Origin of the sequence: Amnibacterium sp., assembly GCF_036559085.1 — a bacterium.
In the GTDB taxonomy this organism is placed as follows: domain Bacteria; phylum Actinomycetota; class Actinomycetes; order Actinomycetales; family Microbacteriaceae; genus Amnibacterium.
The window spans coordinates 1-20,011 of the sequence record NZ_DATBTU010000041.1 but is presented as its reverse complement, the minus strand read 5'-3'; the positions used below and the strand labels follow the sequence as shown (position 1 = coordinate 20,011).

At 72.4% G+C, this 20,011-nt stretch carries 17 protein-coding genes; 8 read left to right on the top strand and 9 right to left on the bottom strand.

What is annotated here, in order from left to right; translation table 11 throughout:
• Positions 1–7: 7 nt before the first annotated feature.
• The 3 genes from VIG76_RS07255 to VIG76_RS07245 are packed head-to-tail and all read left to right on the top strand — an operon-like array spanning position 8 to position 2,696.
• Entirely contained in the window at positions 8–535 is a 528-nt protein-coding gene (locus VIG76_RS07255) for a VOC family protein (protein ID WP_331952606.1), read from the top strand.
• Positions 532–1,233, top strand: a complete 702-nt coding sequence (locus VIG76_RS07250) for a GntR family transcriptional regulator (RefSeq protein WP_331952604.1) — start codon at positions 532–534, stop codon at positions 1,231–1,233. Before VIG76_RS07255 ends, VIG76_RS07250 begins: the two co-directional genes overlap by 4 nt.
• Positions 1,230–2,696 (top strand): NAD-dependent succinate-semialdehyde dehydrogenase, encoded by a 1,467-nt coding sequence (locus VIG76_RS07245; RefSeq protein ID WP_331952602.1) that lies wholly within the window; start codon positions 1,230–1,232, stop codon positions 2,694–2,696. The genes VIG76_RS07250 and VIG76_RS07245 overlap by 4 nt, the downstream gene beginning before the upstream one ends.
• Positions 2,697–2,721: 25 nt before the next feature.
• Here the strand turns inward: VIG76_RS07245 and VIG76_RS07240 are convergent, their stop codons facing one another.
• Positions 2,722–3,369 carry a helix-turn-helix domain-containing protein gene (locus VIG76_RS07240; RefSeq protein ID WP_331952600.1) on the bottom strand — a complete coding sequence of 216 codons (648 nt, stop codon included), beginning with the start codon at positions 3,367–3,369 and terminating at the stop codon, positions 2,722–2,724.
• A gap of 274 nt (positions 3,370–3,643) precedes the next feature.
• On the opposite strand from VIG76_RS07240, the gene VIG76_RS07235 reads away from it, so the two are divergent.
• A complete protein-coding gene (locus VIG76_RS07235; RefSeq protein WP_331952598.1) occupies positions 3,644–4,159 on the top strand; it encodes a VOC family protein in 516 nt (171 codons plus the stop codon).
• A 29-nt stretch (positions 4,160–4,188) separates the two neighbouring features.
• Positions 4,189–5,265, top strand: a complete 1,077-nt coding sequence (locus VIG76_RS07230) for an SDR family oxidoreductase (RefSeq protein ID WP_331952596.1) — start codon at positions 4,189–4,191, stop codon at positions 5,263–5,265.
• Positions 5,266–5,309: 44 nt separating this feature from the next.
• On the opposite strand, the gene VIG76_RS07225 is transcribed toward VIG76_RS07230, so the two are convergent.
• The 7 genes from VIG76_RS07225 to VIG76_RS07195 all read right to left on the bottom strand — a co-directional run bounded on the left by VIG76_RS07225 (position 5,310) and on the right by VIG76_RS07195 (position 14,688).
• A complete protein-coding gene (locus VIG76_RS07225; protein ID WP_331952594.1) occupies positions 5,310–6,284 on the bottom strand; it encodes a zinc-dependent alcohol dehydrogenase in 975 nt (324 codons plus the stop codon).
• A gap of 11 nt (positions 6,285–6,295) precedes the next feature.
• Positions 6,296–7,354, bottom strand: coding sequence for a 2,3-butanediol dehydrogenase (locus VIG76_RS07220; RefSeq protein WP_331952592.1), 1,059 nt, complete (start codon positions 7,352–7,354; stop codon positions 6,296–6,298).
• A complete protein-coding gene (locus VIG76_RS07215) occupies positions 7,351–8,436 on the bottom strand; it encodes a zinc-dependent alcohol dehydrogenase (RefSeq protein ID WP_331952590.1) in 1,086 nt (361 codons plus the stop codon). The genes VIG76_RS07220 and VIG76_RS07215 overlap by 4 nt, the downstream gene beginning before the upstream one ends.
• On the bottom strand, positions 8,433–9,812 hold the full coding sequence (locus VIG76_RS07210; protein ID WP_331952588.1) for a M24 family metallopeptidase: 1,380 nt from the start codon (positions 9,810–9,812) through the stop codon (positions 8,433–8,435). The genes VIG76_RS07215 and VIG76_RS07210 overlap by 4 nt, the downstream gene beginning before the upstream one ends.
• 64 nt (positions 9,813–9,876) lie before the next feature.
• Entirely contained in the window at positions 9,877–12,390 is a 2,514-nt protein-coding gene (locus VIG76_RS07205; RefSeq protein WP_331952586.1) for an ATP-binding cassette domain-containing protein, read from the bottom strand.
• Between the two features lie 90 nt (positions 12,391–12,480).
• Positions 12,481–13,578: a substrate-binding domain-containing protein gene (locus VIG76_RS07200; protein ID WP_331952584.1), complete on the bottom strand. Its 1,098-nt coding sequence runs from the start codon at positions 13,576–13,578 to the stop codon at positions 12,481–12,483.
• 90 nt (positions 13,579–13,668) lie between these two features.
• Complete coding sequence (locus tag VIG76_RS07195) at positions 13,669–14,688, bottom strand: ABC transporter permease (protein WP_331952582.1); 1,020 nt, start codon at positions 14,686–14,688, stop codon at positions 13,669–13,671.
• A 149-nt stretch (positions 14,689–14,837) separates the two neighbouring features.
• Between VIG76_RS07195 and VIG76_RS07190 the strand changes: the two genes are divergently transcribed.
• Complete coding sequence (locus VIG76_RS07190) at positions 14,838–15,884, top strand: alpha-hydroxy acid oxidase (protein ID WP_331952580.1); 1,047 nt, start codon at positions 14,838–14,840, stop codon at positions 15,882–15,884.
• A gap of 328 nt (positions 15,885–16,212) precedes the next feature.
• Here VIG76_RS07190 and VIG76_RS07185 read toward each other — a convergent pair whose 3' ends face one another.
• The gene (locus tag VIG76_RS07185) at positions 16,213–18,135 is read right to left on the bottom strand and encodes a glycoside hydrolase family 127 protein (RefSeq protein WP_414640616.1); all 1,923 of its coding nucleotides are present in this window, start codon (positions 18,133–18,135) and stop codon (positions 16,213–16,215) included.
• 229 nt (positions 18,136–18,364) lie between these two features.
• On the opposite strand from VIG76_RS07185, the gene VIG76_RS07180 reads away from it, so the two are divergent.
• Both VIG76_RS07180 and VIG76_RS07175 read left to right on the top strand, forming a co-directional pair.
• Positions 18,365–19,267: a DMT family transporter gene (locus VIG76_RS07180; RefSeq protein ID WP_331952576.1), complete on the top strand. Its 903-nt coding sequence runs from the start codon at positions 18,365–18,367 to the stop codon at positions 19,265–19,267.
• Between the two features lie 181 nt (positions 19,268–19,448).
• Positions 19,449–20,011: arginase family protein (locus tag VIG76_RS07175; protein ID WP_331952574.1), on the top strand; the 563-nt coding region annotated here is incomplete at its 3' end.

Below are 20,011 nucleotides of genomic sequence, written 5' to 3'. Positions count from 1 at the left end.
GGACGAGATGGGGCTCCCCGGACTGCGCGGACCCGACCACATCGGGTTCACCGTCCCCGATCTCGACGAGGCCGACCGGTTCCTGGTCGACATCATCGGCTGCACGCGGGTCTACTCGCTCGGGCCCTTCGTGCACCCGGACGACGATTGGATGGCCGAGCACCTGGGCGTCCATCCGCGCACCGTGATGCGGCGGCTGCACTTCTACCGCTGCGGCTTCGGCTCCAACTTCGAGGTGTTCTCCTACGAGGCGGCGGACGGGCAGCGGCCGATCCCGCGCAACAGCGACATCGGCGGCCACCACATCGCGTTCTACGTCGACGACCTCGACGCCGCCGTCGCGCACCTGCGGGCGCACGGCGTGGAGGTGCAGGGCGAGCCGACGGCCAGCGCGAACGCGAGCGCGGGCCAGCGCTGGGTGTACTTCCGTGCCCCGTGGGGCATGCAGTTCGAGCTCGTCAGCTTCCCGGGCGGCAAGGCCTACGAGCGGGACGCCGAGGTGCTGCTCTGGCACCCCGCGGATCCGGCGGCATGACCGCCGAGCCGCCGCCCGGGGAGCACGGCCACGGCGCCACCGGCCGGCGCATCGCCGACGAGCTGAAGGCCGCGATCCTCGGCGGCACGCTGCCACCCGGCACCCGGGTCCGCCAGGAGGAGCTCGCCGAGCGGTTCCGCGCCAGTCGCGTGCCGGTCCGCGACGCGCTGCGGATGCTCGAGGCCGACGGGCTCGTCACGGTCGTCCCGAACACCGGCGCCTGGGTCTCGCACCTCCGGCTCGTCGAGTGCGAGGAGATGTACCGGATGCGGGAACGCCTCGAACCGCTGCTGCTCAGCATGAGCATCCCCGCGCTCGGACCCCGGGTCGAGCAGCTCGCGCGCCTCGCCGAGCAGATGGAGACGACCGACGACGTGGAGCACTTCCTCCGCCTCGACCGCGAGTTCCACCTGCTCAGCTACGCCGGCGCGGAGACCTCCGTGCTCGGCGACACCGTCAAGCGCCTCTGGAACACCACGCAGCACTACCGTCGCGCGTACACCCTGATGCTCGACCCGGTCAGCCGCCGGATCCTGCACGACGAGCACCACATGCTCGTCGCGGCGATCCGCGCCGCCGACGCCGAGGACGCCGAGCGCGTGCTCGAGGGGCACATCCGCCGCACCCGCCTCCGCCTCGCGCTCCATCCCGAAGCCTTCTCCCCCGAACCGACCCCGATGACAAGGACCGCATCATGACCACGACCGCACCGGCACCGACGCCGGCGACCGACCTCGACCTCCGCGCCGACCTGTACATCGGCGGCGCCTGGCGCCCCGGCTCCGACGGCGGCCGGTTCGCCGTGCTCGACCCCGCCGACGGCTCGCGCATCGCCGACTTCGCCATCGCGAGCGAGCAGGACTGCGACGACGCCGTCGCAGCCGCCGCCGAGGCGCTGCCCGCGTGGTCGGCGACCGCCCCGCGCGTGCGCTCGGAGATCCTCCGACGCGCCTGGGAGATCCTCACCGCGGAGGCCGACCGGTTCGCCGAGATCATGATCCGCGAGAACGGCAAGTCGACCGCCGACGCGGTCGCCGAGGCCCGCTACGCCACGGAGTTCTTCCGGTGGTTCGCGGAGGAGGCCGTCCGCATCCCCGGCGACTACCGGCTGTCGCCCGCCGGGGACAAGCGGATCGTCGTCACCCGGCGCCCGGTCGGCGTCGCGCTGCTGATCACGCCCTGGAACTTCCCGGCCGCCATGGCGACCCGCAAGCTCGCCCCCGCCCTCGCGGCCGGTTGCTCCGTGGTGCTGAAGCCGGCGCGGGAGACCCCGCTCACCGCGGCCTACGTCGTCGACGTGCTCGAGCGGGCCGGCGTGCCCGCGGGGGTCGTCAACCTGGTGACGCCGCAGCCCACCGGACCCGCGGTGGCCCGGATGCTCGCGCACCCCGCGGTCCGCAAGCTCTCCTTCACCGGCTCCACCGAGGTGGGTCGCACCCTCCTGAAGGAGTGCGCCGACCGGGTCGTGAGCGCCTCGATGGAGCTCGGCGGCAACGCCCCGCTCGTCGTGCTCGCCTCGGCGGATCTCGACACCGCCGTCGAGGGCGCCTTCGTCGCGAAGATGCGCAACGGCGGCTCCGCCTGCACCTCCGCGAACCGCTTCTACGTGCACGAGTCGGTGCACGACGAGTTCGTGCGCCGGTTCACCGCCCGGCTCGAGGCCGTGCACACGGGACCCGGATCCGATCCGGCCAACGACCTCGGCGCGCTGGTCTCCCTGGCCGAGCGGGACAAGGTGGCCGGCCTCGTCGAGACGGCCCGGCAGGAGGGCGCCACGCTCGTGACCGGCGGACATCCGTCCGCATCCGGCGCCTTCTACGAGCCGACCCTTCTCACCGACGTCGCCCACGGCAGCACCATCAACGCGACCGAGATCTTCGGCCCGGTGACCGCGGTGGTGCGCTTCTCGACCACCGACGAGGCCGTCGACGCCGCGAACGACTCGGAGTACGGGCTGATGGCCTACGTGTTCGGCGAGGAGCGGGAGGCCGTCTCGGTCGCCCAGCGCCTCGACGTCGGCATGGTGGCGGTGAACCGCGGAGTCGTCAGCGACCCGGCCGCGCCGTTCGGCGGCACGAAGCAGAGCGGCCTCGGCCGGGAGGGCGGCTTCGACGGCATCCTCGAGTTCCTCGAGGAGCAGTACATCGCCCTGACCGCCTGACGGACCAGGACCCCGAGCCGGTCGGTCAGTGGCGGCCGCCGTGCACGAACCAGATGCCCTCGAACGGCTCGGGTCCCGGGTTGTGCAGCACGTGCGGGATCACGGAGTCGAAGCCGAGCGACTCCCCCGCGTGCAGGTGGAACAGCTCCTCGCCGATCGTGACGTCGAGCTGGCCGCTCAGCACGAAGCCGTACTCGTACCCGGCGTGCGAGACCAGGTCGCCGCCCGCGGTCGAGGTCGCGCCCGGCTCGTAGGAGATCTTCATGAAGTTGACGTCGTGCTCGGGCGTCGCGGTGAGGCGCTCCCAGACCACGCCGTCGGCCATCGCCAGCCGGGGGCGGTGCGCCGGGTGCACGACCGAGACGCGGTTCGCGTACTCGGACGGATGCCAGGCCCGGGTCGGGTTCATCCAGCCGTCCCGCTCCGTCTCGGGCTCCGCGCCGTCGTCCGGGGCATGCGGGGCCCCCCCGTTGGTCGACGAGTCGAAGAGCTCGTCGACGGAGACGTTCAGCAGCTGCGAGAAGGCGTACAGGGTCGCGACCGACGGCTGCGACTTGCCGTTCTCGATCTGCGACACGAGCGACGGCGAGACGTTGGCCTGCCTGGCGAGCTCGCGCAGCGACATGCCGGCCCGGGTGCGGATCTCCTTGAGGCGGGAGCCGAGGTTGTTCATGCGCAGACCTGCCGATCCGTGGTCCACCCGACCGGACGTCACCGCGTCGGGGCCGGGGCGGTCCAGGCCGGTCCGGTCAGACCGCCTGGTCAGCGACACGGTGTCCCCAGGACGTCGTACCGCCGGCTGGGCGTCACTATACCGACGCTCATCAGGCGAACCGATGGAGCGACGCCGCGCGTCTCGTTCACCGGCACGTCACGCCGTCTGGTAGTGTTCAGCACCATCGAACAGTACCGCCGATGAGGCGGATCGCATACGAGGAAGTGTGCTCATGGCCATCGGCGGCGTCCACCACACCGGCATCATCGTGCGGGACCTGGAGCGGTCCATCGCCTTCTACCACGACGTCCTCGGGCTCGGGTTCCAGAACGAGCCGAGCCCCTGGTTCAGCGGACCGGACCTCGAGCGCGGCGTCGGCGTGCCCGGCGCGACCCTCCGGCAGGTCTGCCTGCTCGCGGGCGACGACGTGGTGGAGCTGATCGAGTACGGCAACCGGCCGGAGGGCGACGACACCGCCGTCCAGCAGAACCGGCTCGGCGCGATGCACGTCGCCCTCCGGGTCGACGACCTCGCTGCCACCAAGCGCGAGCTCGAGGCGAAGGGCGTCGAGTTCCTCTCCGACGTGAACGTCGTGGACGAGGGCGTGCTGGCCGGTTGGCGATGGATCTACTTCCACGACCCCGACGGCATCACCGTCGAGCTCGTCGAGGTCGCGTACGTGAACACCGAGGAGCGGCGCCGCGGGATCGCCGAGTACCTCGAGACGCACCCCGAGCTCTCCCGCTGACCCTGCACCTCGCGTACCCGAAGGAAGCCATGTCCGACACCTCACCTCGTCGCGCCCTCGTCGTCGGCTCCACCGGCATCGTGGGCCAGGCCCTCTCCGCGCAGCTCGTCGACCAGGGCTGGGAGGTCTTCGGGCTGTCCCGCAGCGGCGGGAACCCCGTCGCCGGCGTGCACGCCGTCCGCGCGGATCTCGCCGACCCGGCCGGCCTCGCCGCGGCCCTCGCCGACGTCCGCCCCTCGTTCGCCGCGATCACGGCCTGGACGCGGCAGGCGACCGAGGCCGAGAACATCGCCGTGAACGGCGCGGCGGTCCGGAACGTGCTCGCTGCGCTCGAGCCCGCAGGCACCCTCGACCACGTGGCCCTGATGACGGGACTGAAGCACTACCTCGGCCCGTTCGAGGCCTACGCCACGGGCGTGATGGCGGACACCCCGTTCCACGAGGAGGAGCCCCGGCTCTCCTCGCCGAACTTCTACTACGCGCAGGAGGACGAGCTCTTCGACGCCGCCGCCCGCAGCGGCTTCTCCTGGAGCGTCCACCGCGCGCACACCGTCTTCGGCTTCGCCACCGGCAACGCCATGAACATGGTCCTGACGATCGGCGCCTACGCGACGATCTGCAAGGAGCGCGGGCTGCCGTTCGTGTTCCCCGGATCCGCCACGCAGTGGAACTCGGTCACCGACGTGACGGATGCGGAACTCGTCGCCGAGCAGATGATCTGGACCGCCACGCATGAGGCCGGGCGCAACGAGGCCTTCAACATCGCGAACGGCGACGTCTTCCGCTGGCGCTGGCTCTGGCCGCAGATCGCCGCCTACTTCGGGTTGGAGTGGGAGGGCTTCGAGGGCGAGCCGCGCACCCTCGTCGCAGCGATGGAGGGCATGGAGCCCGTCTGGGCCGACCTCGCGGAGCGGCACGGCCTCGTCGAGCCGGACCTCGCCCGCGTCGCCTCCTGGTGGCACACGGACGGGGACCTCGGGCGCGGGATCGAGGTGCTGACCGACATGAACAAGAGCCGCAAGGCCGGCTTCACCGCGGCCCGGGACACCCGCGACGCGTTCTTCTCCTACATCGAGCGGTACCGCGCGGCACGCATCCTGCCGTGATGGACCCCGTGGGGAGGGGGCGTCCGCCTCCCCACGGGGCCGGTTCAGAGCGACGCGTCGAACTCGATGTGCGCCTTGATCGTGGTCTGCGGGTGGTGGGCCGCCTCGAGGGCGTCCACGGCCTCGTCCGAGCGGAACCGCTGCGTCACCAGCGGGGTGAGGTCGATGCCGCTGTTCGCGAGGAACCGGAGCGTCTCCGGCCACACGCCGGGCGAGCCGATCGAGCCCGTGATCCGCAGCTCCTTCGACTGGATGAGGCCCAGCTTCGCGGGCGCCTCATGGCCGACGTCGATGCCGATGTACGCGACGCGTCCCCGGAAGGCGACGAGCTCGAGCGCCCGCGCCATCACCGCCGGACGCCCGCTGGCCTCCACCACGACGTCCGCGCCGCGGCCGCCGGTGAGGTCGCCCAGCAGCTCGTCCGCCTCGCTCGGGTCGGCCGCGTGGGCGGCGCCGAGGGCGAGCGCCGCGTCCCGGCGGTCGGCCGACGGCTCGAGGACGACCGTGACCGCGCCCATCGCGGCGACCGCGGCGGTGACGGCGAGGCCGACCGGTCCCGCCCCGAGCACGACGACCGTGTCGCTCGCGTCCACACCGCCGGCCCGCTTGATCGCGTAGTAGGCGACGCTGAACGGCTCAACGAGGGCGCCCATCGTGTAGGACAGCTGGTCCGGCAGCCGGTGCAGCCACTCGGGCCGCGCGACGAAGAAGTCGGCCGCGGCGCCGCTGATCGAGAAGCCGAAGTGGTCGTCGCCGATCACGCACTCCCCAACCACGCGGTCGCCGGGGGCGAAGGCGGTGACGGCCTCCCCCACCTGCACGACCTCCCCGGACCACTCGTGGCCCGGGATCAGCGGGTAGGAGAACGGGATGATGTAGCGGCCCTCGAGCAGCTCGATGTCCGAGTGGCAGACGCCGACGGACCGTGCGGCGACGAGCACCTCGTCCGGCCCGATGCTCGGCACCGGCAGCTCGGTGACCTCCGGTCGGTTCTCGCCCAGGTACTGGAGCGCGTGCATGAGGTCCCTTCCTATCGGGCGTCGACGAGGATCTTGACCTGGTCGCCGGTCGGCGAGAGCAGCGTCTCGAAGCCCTGCTCCACGATCCGGTCGATCGGCACCTGGGCGGTGACCACCTTCTCGACGGGGTAGCGGCCGCGGGCGATGAGGTCGATGATCCGGGGCCAGTCGGTCACTGGGTAGCACCAGGTGCCGGTGAGCGTGATGTCGTGCTCGGAGAGCTTCATCGGCTCGATGGACGCGGCCCGCGTGTGCAGCCCGGTCTGGGAGATGCGGCCCGCGGCCCGGACGGCGTCGATCGCGGTGTTCAGGGCGCGCTCGTTGCCGGAGCACTCGATCACCGCGTCGACGCCGATGCCGTCGGTCGCGTCCTTCAGCATCTCGGCGACGTCGACCGTGCTCGGGTCGACGACCTCGCCGACGCCGAGGCTCGCGGCGAGGCGGGCCCGCACGGGGTTCACCTCGGAGATCGTGACATCGGCGCCGATCGATGCGGCGTAGAGCGCGGCGAGCGCCCCGATGGGGCCGGCGCCGGTGATGAGCACCCGGTCGCCCGGCCGTACCTGCGCGGTGTCGACGCCGTACGCGGCGACCGCGGCCGGCTCGACGAGCGCGCCCTGCAGGTCGGAGACCGCATCCGGCAGCACCGTGACGTGGCTCGCGGGCACGACGGCGAGGTCGGCGATGCCGCCCCAGGCGTAGCTGAGGCCGACGCAGGCCATCCGCACGCAGAGGTGGTTCAGCCCGCGGCGGCAGTAGTAGCAGGTGCCGCAGGAGAGCAGCGGCATGACCGAGACGCGCTGACCCTCCTTGAGGCCGGTCACGCCGGCGCCGACAGCCACGATCTCGCCGGAGAACTCGTGGCCGAGGATCTGCGGGAGCACCGATCCGTTCAGGCGGTGCGGTTCGGCGGGGATGACGATCGGTCCCATGGCGTACTCGTGCAGGTCGGTGCCGCAGATCCCGCAGAAGAAGGGGCGCAGGGTCACCTCGCCCGGGCCGGGCGCCGACGGCTCGGGGACGTCCTCGACGCGGACGTCGTGGTGAGCGTGGAAGACCGCTGCCTTCATACCGATGCCTCCTGCAGTTGTGGGTCGAACAGGACCTTGCCCTCGAGCCGGCCCTCGGCCAGGCGCTGGAGCTGGTCCGCGAGATCGCCGAGCGGCCGCACCGAGTCGAGCAGCTCCGCCGCGAGCGGCCCGTCGGCGAGGATCCGGAGCGCGGGACCGAGGTCCTCGCCGCAGACGTGCGCGAGGGTCGTGCGCACGGTGATCTCCCGCATCACGAGCGCGTGCACATCCACCTCCTGCCGCTTCGCGGGCAGCCCGACCTGGAGGATCGTCCCACCGTCCCGGACGAGCCGGATCGCGGTGTCGAGCTGGCCCGGCGCCCCGCTCGCCTCGACGACGACGTCCGCGCCCCCGGGCCCGATCGCCGCCTCGACGCGGGCCGGGAGGTCGTCGCCGACGGCGAGCGTGCGGGTGGCGCCGAGCCGCGCGGCCCGATCGAGCCGGTGGCCGGGGAAGTCGACCACGGTCGTATCGACGTCCGCGAGGTGGCGAAGGCCGGTGAGCACGAAGGTGCCGATCGCGCCCGCGCCGATCAGCACGACGCGGTCGCCGTCCCGCGCGCCGGAACGCCGGGCGGCGTGCAGCCCCACGGCGAGCGGCTGGGCGAGGCCGGCGGCGTCGAGGTCGAGGCCGTCGGGCACCCCCACGAGGGTGATCTCGGGGACGGACACGTACTCCGCGAGGCCGCCGGGGGCGTTGAGGCCGAGCGTGTAGTACCGCCGGCAGAGGTTGGTCCGGCCCTCACGGCAGCGGTCGCAGGCGCCGCACCAGACGCCGGCGCCGCTCGCGACCACCGCACCGGTCCGGAACGACGAGTCCGTACCGACCTCGACGACCTCGCCGATGAACTCGTGGCCGAAGATCATCGGGCCGGTGGAGCCGGTCACCGGATGCACGCGGTCCACCGGGAAGGTGAGGGGGCCCGCCTTCCACTCCGTCGCGTCGGTGCCGCACATGCCGGATCGCAGGACGCGGAGCAGCACCTCCCCGGGGCGCCGCTCGGGACGTGGCACCTCGGTGATCCGCACGTCGTGGGCGCCGTGGTAGACGGCCGCCCGCATGGTCTGCGGCGCCGCCGTCACGCTTCGCCCCTCCCCCACGTCGTGTTGAGGTGCGACTGCGAGCTCCGGATGACGGGCAGCGTGCCGTTCACCGCGATGTAGCGGGGCCCGGCGATGAGCAGGTCCTCGGCCGGGAACTTGGTGACGACCTCGCAGCCCGTGGCGGTGACCACGACCTCCTCCTCGATGCGCGCGGCCCCGATGCCGTCGGCGCTCGGCCAGTAGGTCTCGAGGGCGAAGAACATGCCCTCCTCGAGCACCTCCGGGTGGTCGAGGGAGACCAGCCGGGAGAAGATCGGCTTCTCCCAGATGGACAGGCCGACGCCGTGGCCGTACTGCAGGGCGAACGCCGCCTCCTCGTCCGGGAAGCCGAACTCCTGCGCGGTGGGCCAGACGCTCACGATGTCCGCGGTCGTGGCACCCGGCCGCACGAGCGCGATCGCCCGGTCCATGTACTCCCGGGCCCGCGTGTACGCGTCGTTCTGCGCCGGACTCGCGGAGCCGACCGCGAAGGTGCGGTAGTAGCAGGTCCGGTAGCCGTTGAAGCTGTGCAGGATGTCGAAGAAGGCGGGGTCGCCCGGCCGGATGATCCGGTCCGAGTAGACGTGCGGATGCGGCGAGCACCGCTCCCCCGAGATGGCGTTGACGCCCTCGACGTACTCGGATCCGAGGTCGAGGAGCACCTTGGAGACGAGCCCGACGGTCTCGTTCTCGCGCACGCCGGGCCGCAGGAACTCGTAGAGGCGGTCGTATGCCGCATCGACCATGGACGCCGCCTGCGTGAGCAGGGTGACCTCGTCCTGGGTCTTGATCCGCCTCGCCTGCATGAACACCTGCTGGCCGTCGACGACGTCGATCCCGGCCTTCTGCAGGGCGAACAGCACCGGCAGCTCGATCACGTCGACGCCGAGCGGTTCGTTCGCCAGCCCGAACTTGTCCAGCTCCCGCTTGATCTTGCGGGCCACCTCGTCCGCCATGCCGGCGGCGGGGTTCATCGCGCCGCGGAGGGTCGAGATGCCGGCCCGGGAGCCGTTCTCGAGCCGCGGCCGCTTCGCGCCGTGGTGCGGGGCGTGCGGGTCGGCGTCCAGCTCCGCGGTCGTCTCGCCGAGCCACGGGCTGTAGAGCAGGTGGTGCTTCGCCGCCGAGCCGAAGTCCCAGATGATCGGGTCCGAGTTGCGGGTGAGCAGCGCGAACCGGATCAGCTTGTCCATCGCCCACGTGCCGATGTGGGTCGACGTCATGTAGCGGATGTTCGAGAAGTCGAAGGCCAGCACGGCGCCGAGGTCGGAGCGGTCGAGCTCCGCCTTGAGGCGTGCGAGGCGTTCGTCGCGGAGGCGGTCGAACCGCACCCGCTCCTCCCAGTCGACGCCGTTGGTGCCGAAGGTCGCGGTGTTCATGGCAGGCGGATGCCTTTCTGTCGCGGGCCGCAGCGCTGCGGTCCCGGGGCCGAGGTGGGGGAGGTCACAGCGCGTTCGCCCTCCGCCGCCGGCGGACCCGGCCGGTGGTGTAGAGGATCGCGGCGGCGAGGATGAGCAGCCCCTGGAAGAAGTACTGGAAGACCGTGCCGAGCCCGAGGAAGACGGTGGCGCTCAGCACCTGCTGCAGCAGCAGCGCACCGAGCAGGGGGCCGATGAAGGTGCCGCGGCCACCGAGCAGGCTCGTGCCGCCGAGCACGACTGCCGTGATGCTCGTCAGCGTGTAGGCGGAGCCCTGCGACGGGTCGCCGATGCCGTACTGGCCCATGAGCATGAGCGCGCCGAGGAACACGAACGCGGAGGTGGCGACGTAGCCGAGCACGACGGTCCGGTTCACGTTCAGGCCGATGTTCCGCGCGGCGTCCTCCTCGGACCCGACGGCCCGGAGCCGCCAGCCCCAGCGCCGGCGGCGGAGGAGCACCTCCATCACCACCGTGAGCGCGACAACGACCAGGAAGAAGAGCGGGATCGGGCCGAAGGAGAGGTTGACGGTGTCCTGGATGCTCTGGGCGATGTACCCGCCCTGGGTCGGCCGCAGCAGGAGGGCGAACCCGCCGAGGGCGATGTAGAGGGCCAGCGTCGCGGCGATCGGGGTGAAGCGCGCGAACCGGATGAGCGCCCCGTTGATCAGCCCGACGAGCAGCGCGGTGGCGAGCATGAGGACGAGCCCGAGCACCACCGATCCCGGCGACTTGCCGTCGTTGATGAAGAACGAGGCGATCACCACGAGGAAGCCGGCGAGCGGCCCGACGGAGAGGTCGATGCCGCCGGTCAGCAGCGCGATGTTCTGGCCCATGGCGATGAAGCCGAGCGCCGTCGCGGCCGTCAGCAGGTTGCTGATGTTGAAGTCGGACAGGAAGGCGGGGTTCTGGCTCACGAGCACCGCGCCGAGCACGACCAGGATCGTCGCGACCAGCGCCGACGGCGCGTAGTCGCCGCGGAGGAAGCGGCGGATGCCGGTCGTGCGGTCCTCGCGGAGCGCCTCAGGCGCCTCGATCGCCTCGGTCCGGGAGCTGACCGCCGCGTGGACCATCCGCTCCTCGGTGATCTCGTCGCCGGTCAGCGTCGCCACGACGTGGCCGCGGGACATGACGAGCACCTGGTCGCAGAGGCCCTCCAGCTCCTTGGTGTCGGAGGAGGCGATCACGACGGGGATGCCGCGGCCGGACGCCTCGCGGAGGATCGCGTAGATGTCGGCGCGGGCGCCGACGTCGACGCCCTGGGTGGGCTCGTCGGCGATCAGGAGCACGGGCTCCGAGAGCAGGGCGCGGGCGATGACGACCTTCTGCTGGTTGCCGCCCGAGAGGGACAGGATGGGCGCGTCCATGGACGCGGCCTTCACGCGGAGCGAGGCGAGCGCCGTCCCGACCTGCTTCACCTCGCGGGCCGTGCTGAGCAGGGGACCCACGGTGAAGCGCCGCAGCGCCGCGACGGCGGCGTTCTCGCGGACGCTGAGGCTCCGCGCGAGCCCCTCCGACAGGCGGTCGGCGGGCATGTACGCCGCCCGGTGCAGCAGCTCCCTGCGCGTGTAGGCCGTGCCGCCGATCTCGACGGTGCCCGAGAAGGGCTCGAGGCCCGCGAGCGCGCGGAGCAGGTCGCTCTGGCCGTTGCCCACGACGCCGGCGACGCCGATGATCGCGCCGCGGGCGGCCGTCGTCGAGACGCCCACGAACCCCTGGCCGGCGAGGTCGGCGATCCGCAGGTCGTCCGCCCCCTCGGCAGGGACGAGCTTGTCGGGGAAGGTCGACTCGAGCTTCCGGCCGACGATGAGGGCGAGCAGCTCCTCGTCGCTGATCGCATCGACCTCGGACGTGCCGCGGACGCGGCCGTCGCGGAGCACGGTGACCCGATGGGCGAGCTCCCGCACCTCGGCCATCCGGTGGGTGATGTAGACGACCGCCGTGCCGGCGCGCACGCAGTCGCGGATGAGATCGAAGAAGCGGTCGACGACCGCGCCGCCGAGCGGGGCGGTCGGCTCGTCGAGGACGAGCACCTTCGGGTCGACCGCGAACGCCTTCGCGATCTCGAGGAGGTGCCGCTGCGCGACGGTCAGCGCCTCGACCCGCTCGCGCAGGTCGACCTCGAGCCCTACCCGCTCGAGCATGCGGGTCGCCGCGGCGACGGAGCCGTCGGCGAAGAGGCGCGCGGGCAGCGCGACCTGCAGGTTCTCGAGCACGGTCATGTCGGGCAGGACCGCTGGGTGCTGGTGCACGATCGCGATCCCCAGGTCCGCCGCCGTCTTCGGCGACAGGGGGGAGACGGACCGGCCCTCGAACAGCACCTCGCCCGTGTCGGGCTCCGTGCCGCCGGTGGCGACGTTCATCAGGGTCGACTTGCCGGCGCCGTTCTCGCCGAGGATGGCGTGCACCTCGCCCGGCCGGATGTCGACGCTGACGTCGCTGAGCGCGACGACACCGGCGTAGGTCTTCGTGATCCCGCGCATCTCGAGCGTCGCCGGGAGCACCTTCGCCGCAGGTTCCATGGTGAGCGTTCCGTCCATCGCCGTCTCGTCCTCGTGCTCGTGCTCGTGCTCGTGGTTCGTGGCCGTTCGGCCGGGCCGGCGAGGATCCGCCGGCCCGGCCGAGGGGCTTCACTTGCTGAGGGCCGCCTGCTGCTCGCCCGGCATCTGGGCGGAGAGGTAGACGTCGCCCGGCAGGCTCGACTGGCAGTCGACCGGGTGCGGGTTGCCGCTGACGGAGTCCTCGAACACGGATCCCTGGAAGATGTCGGCGGTCGGCAGCTTGCCGCCCGTCGCCTTCGCGATCGCGTAGTCGACGGCGAGCCGGACGTTGTCGTTGCCCGTCGCGACGGTCACCATCTTGAACGGGCTCTTCGCCTGCGAGTCCTTCCAGAAGCACGCGAGCGAGTTGCCGTCGGAGGTGGCGAGCGCCGGGATGGCCCGACCACTCTTCGGGAACAGCGGCAGCGAGCTGACCAGGGTCGGGCCGAAGTCCGACACGATGACGTCGATCTTCGGGTACTTCGCGATCGCGGCCGAGAGCAGCTGCTGCGTCAGGGTCGGGTCCCAGTTGGTCGGGACGAAGGGCTCCTGGTCGATGAACTTGTAGGAGTCCGGCAGGTTCTTCCGCAGGCTGTTGTACTCGGTCACGCTCTGGCTGTTGCCCGCGGGGCCACCCATGAAGAGGATGTTGCCGCCGCCCGGGACGTTCGCCTTGATCCAGGTGGCCCAGCTCACGCCGTCGTGGGCGAAGTCGTCACCGATCCACTTGTCGTAGTTGACGCCGGCCTTGCCGCCCGGGTCGACCCGGTAGGGGACGGTCACGACGTGGGCCTTGTACGCGGACGTGAGCGCCGGCAGGACCGCCTTGCCCGCATCCGGGAACACGACCATCGCGTTCACGCCGGTCGAGACCATGCTCTTGATGTCGGAGATGGCCTTCTGGGTGTTCCCCTGGCCGTCCGCGTATGTGAACTTCGTCACGCTCGGGCACTTCTTCGCCTCCTCCTTGCCGGAGGCCGTCGTGACGAGCCGCCAGCTGTTGCCGCCGAAGCCATCGAGGAGGGCGAAGGAGATCTTCTTCGTGCCGCACCACGAGGGGGCGCCGGCGACGTGGGTGACCGAGTTGCTGGTGGAGCCTCCGGCCGTGCTGCTGCTGCAACCCGACAGGGTGAGGGAGACGGCCGCGGCGACCGCGGCGATCACCCCGAGGGTGGTGCGTGGTTTCATCTGTCGTTCCTTCTCTGGGGGCGCAACGCCTCTGTCGCGCTTCCGGTCGCCTCAGGCGCCGAAATCTGGGATGGATGGGTGGGGTAGGAGTCAGGCGGGGACGGGACTTCGGCGTCGGTTGCCGGTGATCCGGTTCCAGACCGCCCGCCAGTCGACGGTGTAGAGCGAGACGCCGACGGCGAGCGCGGCGGCCTGCACGATGGTCTGGATCGCGGTTGAGACGCCGAGCGCGAAGACGAACTGCGTGAGCTGCTCGAGGAAGATCGCGGCGACGACGGTCGCGAGCGGGTAGCCGCGGCCGCCGAGCAGTGACGTGCCGCCGAGCACCACGACCGCGACGGAGATGAGCAGGAAGCTGTCGCCGGAGAATGCGCTCGGCTGCGCGGTGATGCCGGCGAGCATGAGGCCGGCGCCGCAGTAGAGCAGCTGGGCCCAGACGTAGGCGCCGCCCTGGTGCACGCGGACGCGGAGCCCGACGGCGCGGGCGGCACGGGGGTTGGCTCCGATGACCTCGAACCGGCGCCCCGGAACCGTGCGCCGCACGAGCACCGTGACGAGGATCAGGGCGAGCAGCGCGAAGAACGCGGCGTTCGGGACGGGACCGAGCGACCCGCCGGTGATGGCCTGCAGCTCCGAGGTGGTGATCCGCGGCCGACCGCCCGAGATCGCGAGGTCGACCCCGTAGAGCAGGGCGTTCGTGCCGAGGGTCGCGATGATGGCGTTCAGGCCGAGGCCGCCGATGAGCACCCCGTTGACGAGCCCCGCGATCAGCGCGAAGACGATCGCGAGCAGGACGGCCGACAGCAGCTTGGCGTTGTCCTGATCCGGCAGGTGGGTGACGGTGACGATCGTCAGCGACATCGCGCCGGCGACCGAGAGGTCGATGCCGCCCTGCTGCACCACGAGCATCTGGCCGAGCCCGGCGACCGCGAGCACGGAGGCGATCTGGAGCATGTTCGTCAGCGACGTCGGCGAGACGCTCGAGCTGGCGAAGACGGCGCACACGATGAACAGGGCCACGGTCGCGATCCCGATCGTGACGAGACCCTTCGACACCGCGAAGCGCGAGTGTGTGAGGATCTCCGGATCCCGCGTCGCTGCGTCAGCCACGGCCCACCTCATGTCCGTCATCCGTACCGCTGTGTAGCGGATGTGTTGAGCGTCACTGTACAAACGACACCAAGAGTTCACAAGTACGCGACACGCCGGAGGGATCACGGGACGGCAACGATCCGTGATCCACGGGAGGGGACGAGCGGATGCATCCGGTGCTTCGAGCGCAGGAGGAGGCCGCGGCGGGCGTGCTGCCGGCCGACGTCGCGGACTACTACGCGGGCGGCTCCGGCGAGGAGGAGACGCTCGCGGGCAACCGGGCGGCCTGGCACGACTTCGCGCTGCGGCCGTCGGTGCTGCGGGACGTCTCCGCCGTCGACACGGCCGTCACCCTGCTCGGCGCGTCCCTCGCGGCGCCGATCCTCGTGGCGCCGACCGCTCTGCACGGGCTCGCGCATCCGGACGGCGAGGCCGCCACGGCGGCCGGCGCCGCGGCGGCGGGCTCCCTGCTGGTCCTGTCGGCGCGCTCGTCGGTGCCGGTCGAGCACGTCGCTCCCGCCGGGCCGTGGTGGTTCCAGGCGTACGCGATGCGGGACGCCGGCCTCAGCGACGCGCTGATCGAACGCGCGGTGCGGGCAGGCGCGTCGGCGCTCGTCCTGACCGGCGACACCCCGTACGTCGGCATCAAGGCACGGCCCACGCCCGGCGTCGATCCGAACGCGTTGCACCTCGCCAACCTCGCGAGCGGCCCCGGCCCCGCGCCGCGCTCCCCCGAGTCGGTGCTGCAGGACCCGTCGATCACGGAGGCCTCCATCCGCCGCCTCGTCGAGCGGCACGGGCTGCCGGTGCTCGTGAAGGGCGTGCTGCGCGCGGATGACGCGGAGCGCTGCGTCGCCGCCGGGGCGGCGGGGCTCATCGTGTCGAACCACGGGGGCCGGCAGCTCGATCGCGCCGTGCCGACGGCGCATGCGCTCGCGGAGGTCGTGGCGGCGGCCGGCGGCGTGCCGGTGCTCGTCGACGGCGGGATCCGCTCGGGGACGGACGTGCTCGTGGCGCTGGGCCTCGGGGCTGCGGCCGTGCTCGTGGGCCGGCCGATCGTGTGGGCGCTCGCGGCGGACGGCGCCGACGGGGTCGAGCGGTGCCTGCGCGCACTCCAGGAGGACCTGGGGCACGTCCTGGCGCTCGCGGGCGCGACCTCGCCGGGCGACCTGCCGCCCGGCCTGGTCACGCCGAGATGGTCACCACGCGGGTGACGAGTGGCGCCTCAGGCGCGTTTGCCGCACCTCGGGCACTCCCAGCGGCGTTCCGACGCCTCGCCGCGCAGCTCCAGCGGCACCATGCAGGGCACGCAGAAGCGCATGGTCAACTCGGTCTCGTGCATGGCGTTCCTCGCCCGCGGACGTCGCACGGCCGGCGCTCGCCGGCGGTCGTCGCCCACGATTCGACTGGGTAGCGGATCGGGTGGCGGCGCAGTCGCCCGGGTGGAGGGCGACGCGCCGTCCTCGGACGCTACGGCCGGCGTCCGGCCCGACGCGCGCCCCAGAAGACGGGCTTGCCACCCCGCGGCACGGTGCGCCGTCGTCAATCCTGCGCCGGCAGCCACACCCGCATCGTCGAGGGGCCGCGCTCCGCCCACGAGTGGTACGGGATGAGCGGGACGTCGGCGCGGTCGGCCTGCACCCGTCGCGGCGCCTCGGCGTACGGCCACGGGGTATCGGGATCCTTCTCGAGCAGCAGCGGGACGAGGACCCGGCCGCCCTCCTCCCGCACCCCGGCGGGCTCGATCGCCACCGCGTCGAGGCGCCCGTCGAACCCGTCGATCGGCACGTCGACGGACTCGAGGCACAGCACCTCGGGGCCGCGCTCGATCGCCACGCTCCCGCGGACCGCGTCGATGCGCGGGTCGGGCCGGGTGATCCGCGGGCGCATCGGCAGTTGGAGGCGCACCTCGGTGCCGGCCGCGAACGTCCGCTGCAGCTCGACGACGCCGGGCCGCGCGGCCGTCGACTCGGTGCCGTCCGGGCCGTCGACCTCGACGGTCGCGCCGTCCGCCCACGCCGGCACGCGCAGGGTGAGGGTCCACGGCTGCGCCGGCGCCTCGACGACGCGGACCACCACCTCGCCGTCCGCCGGGTAGGCCGTGGTCATCGCGAGGCGCACCGGGCCGCCGGCGAGCTGCACGGCGATCCTCGCGTCCGCGTACTGGTGCACCTGCACGCCGCCGGCGGTCGAGGTCGCCACGTAGCCGGCGAGGCTCGCCAGGGTGCGGGCCACGTTCGGCGGGCAGCAGGACACCTCGAACCACGGGGCGCGGAGGGACGAGGACGCGCGGCCGGACGGCTCGTCCGGATCGGCGGGGGCGCCCGGATCCCGCTGATGCAGGGTGTTGGCGTAGTAGAACGCGCGACCGTCCGCCGACGGCGAGGTCGCCACGACATTGAACAGCGTGCGCTCGATGAGGTCGGCGTACCGCGGATCGCCGGTCGCGAGCAGCAGGCGCCAGCTGAACATGATCGACCCGATGCCCGCGCAGGTCTCCGAGTACGCCCGGTCGGGCGGGAGCTCCCAGTCGGCGCCGAAGGCCTCGTCCTGGTGGTGCGAGCCCTGGCCGCCCGTCAGGTAGGTGCGCCGGGCGACCGTCGCCGCCCACTGGCGCCGCAGCACGGCGAGCAGCGCCGCATCCCCCGAGTCGACGGCGACGTCGACGGCGCCGGCCGCGAGGTAGTTGGCCCGGACGGCATGGCCCCGGAGCACCTCGGCGTCGCGCACCGGCACGTCGTCCTGGAAGTACACGGCACCGAACTCGATCCCGTGCAGCAGCCCGCGCCCCCGCCGCTGAACGAACAGGGCGGCCTGCGCCGTGTACCGCGGCTCGTCGAGCAGCCGGCCGAGCTCGGCGAGCGCCACCTCGATCTCCGGATGGCCGCAGACCCCCTCGATCCCATCCGGCCCGAAGGTCTCGCAGACCCGGTCGGCGGCTCGGCGCGCGATCCCGAGGAGGCCGTCGTCGGCGCCGGGCCGCGTGCGCTCCCTGGCGACCGCGGCCTGGAACAGGTGGCCGAGGCAGTAGAGCTCGTGGCCCCACTCGAGGTCCGACCAGCGCGGCGGCTGACCCGGACGGCCGAACGCGGTGCTGAGGTAGCCGTCCGGCTCCTGCGCGGCGGCGACCCGGCCGACGACGGCGCGGAACCGGTGCTCGAGGGCGGCGTCCGCCTCGACCCCGAGCTGCCACGCGACGGCCTCGAGCCATTTGTAGATCTCGGAGTCGGCGAACTCGCGCCCGCGACGGGCCGACATCGGGCCCCCGCGGGCGGCGAGGTCGAAGTTCCCGAGCCAGCCTTCGCGCTCGAGCCGGCTCTCGATGTGCGGCAGCGTCGCGTCGCGGTTCACCCGCTGCCGATCACCCCAGAAGCCGCCGGTGATGTGGACCTGATCGACGCCGAGCGGCGCGAGCGCACCGGAGCGGGGAACGGCTGGTGCGGCGACGGAGGGAGGTGGGGCCATGCTCATGCCTAACCCGGCCGGGGCATCCGCCGCTACTCGTTGGCCCACGGAGCCGGTTCCGCCGCGACGCGAAGCGGCGGGAACGACCGTGCGACGGGGACCGGCGCGCCGTTCCCGCGCCGAGGAGCGCCGCCTTCCTGCCGAAACGGTCCGCGGCACGCGAGGGAGGTGAGCCGGATGCGCCAGAGTGGACGCGGCCGGCACCAGGACGCGGCCGAAGGGCGACACGGTGACACGACGGGGCTGGGCGCTGTTCCTCGCGCTCGGGATCATCTGGGGCATCCCCTACCTGTTCATCCGCATCGCGGTGCGGGAGCTCGATCCCGTGGTGGTCGCATTCGGCCGCACCGCGATCGGCACGCTGATCCTGCTGCCGCTCGCGCTCCGGGCGCGGGCGCTGCGGCCGCTGCTGCGGCACTGGAAGGCGCTGCTCGTCTACACGGTGGTCGAGATCGTCGGCCCCTGGGTGCTGCTCGGGCACGCCGAGACGCGGTTGAACAGCTCGACGACCGGGCTGCTGATCGCGACCGTGCCGATCGTCGCCGCGGTGCTCGTGACCGCGCTCGGCCAGGACCGCCTCGACGCCCGGCGCATCATCGGGCTCGTCGTCGGCTTCTGCGGCGTCGGCCTGCTGGTCGGCCTCGACTTCCAGGCGTCCGACACGGCGGCCGTGCTGTCCGTGCTCGTCGTGGTCGTCGGCTACGCGATCGGGCCGATCATCATCACCCGGTACCTCTCGGACCTGCCCTCGATCGGGGTCGTGACCGGGTCGCTCGTCATCGCCGCGGTCGCCTACACGCCGTTCGCCGCGCTCACCTGGCCCGCGCACGCCTCCGCCGCCGCGCTCGTGTCGGTGGCGGTGCTCGCCGTCGTCTGCACGGCGGCCGCGTTCCTCGTGATGTTCGCCCTCATCGCCGAGGCCGGCCCCGCGCGGATGAGCATGATCACCTACGTCAACCCGATCGTCGCCGTCGTGCTGGGCGCGATCGTGCTCGGCGAGCCGATCACCCTCGGCCTGCTCGTCGGCTTCCCGCTCATCCTGATCGGCTCGGTGCTCGGCACCTGGCGCAGCCGTCCCCGCAGCCCGGCCGCCGTGCCGGTGCCGGGCGCGGAGCCCTCCGAGGTCCGCTGACCCGGGCAAGCCTCGGTGCTTCGACGTCGCCCGATATCTGTGGCGACCGTCGGGGATGCGCGCCGCGGCGCCATACCCCCGACTCCGCAGGCGGCGCGGCGGCCCGGACGGCATCGAATGTTGCCCAGCAGGAAACGGCCCGGTAGGTTTCCGGCTGATCGCGCGACATGAAGGAGCTCGGATGACGGTGGGCCCGCAGGACTCCAGCCGGATCCCCCGCTACGCCGGGATCGCCACATTCGCCCTGCTGCCCAGGCTCGAGGACGTCGGCCGGGCGGACGTCGCCGTGGTGGGCATCCCGTTCGACAGCGGCGTGAGCTACCGGCCCGGCGCCCGGTTCGGCCCGGCGCACGTGCGCGAGTCGTCGCGGCTGCTGCGCCCCTACAACCAGGTGCAGGACGTCTCCCCCTTCGCCGAGCTGCAGGTGGCGGATGCGGGCGACATCGCGGTGAACCCGTTCAGCATCGACGAGGCGGTCCGTGAGATCGAGACCCGCGCGACCGAGCTCACGGCCGACGGCACCCGCCTGCTCACGATCGGCGGCGACCACACCATCGCGCTGCCGCTGCTGCGTGCTGTCGCGAAGCAGCACGGCCCCGTCGCGGTCGTGCACTTCGACGCGCACCTCGACACCTGGGACACCTACTTCGACGCCCCCATCACCCACGGCACGCCCTTCCGGCGCGCGTCCGAGGAGGGGCTCATCGACCTCACCGCGAGCCTGCACATCGGCATCCGCGGGCC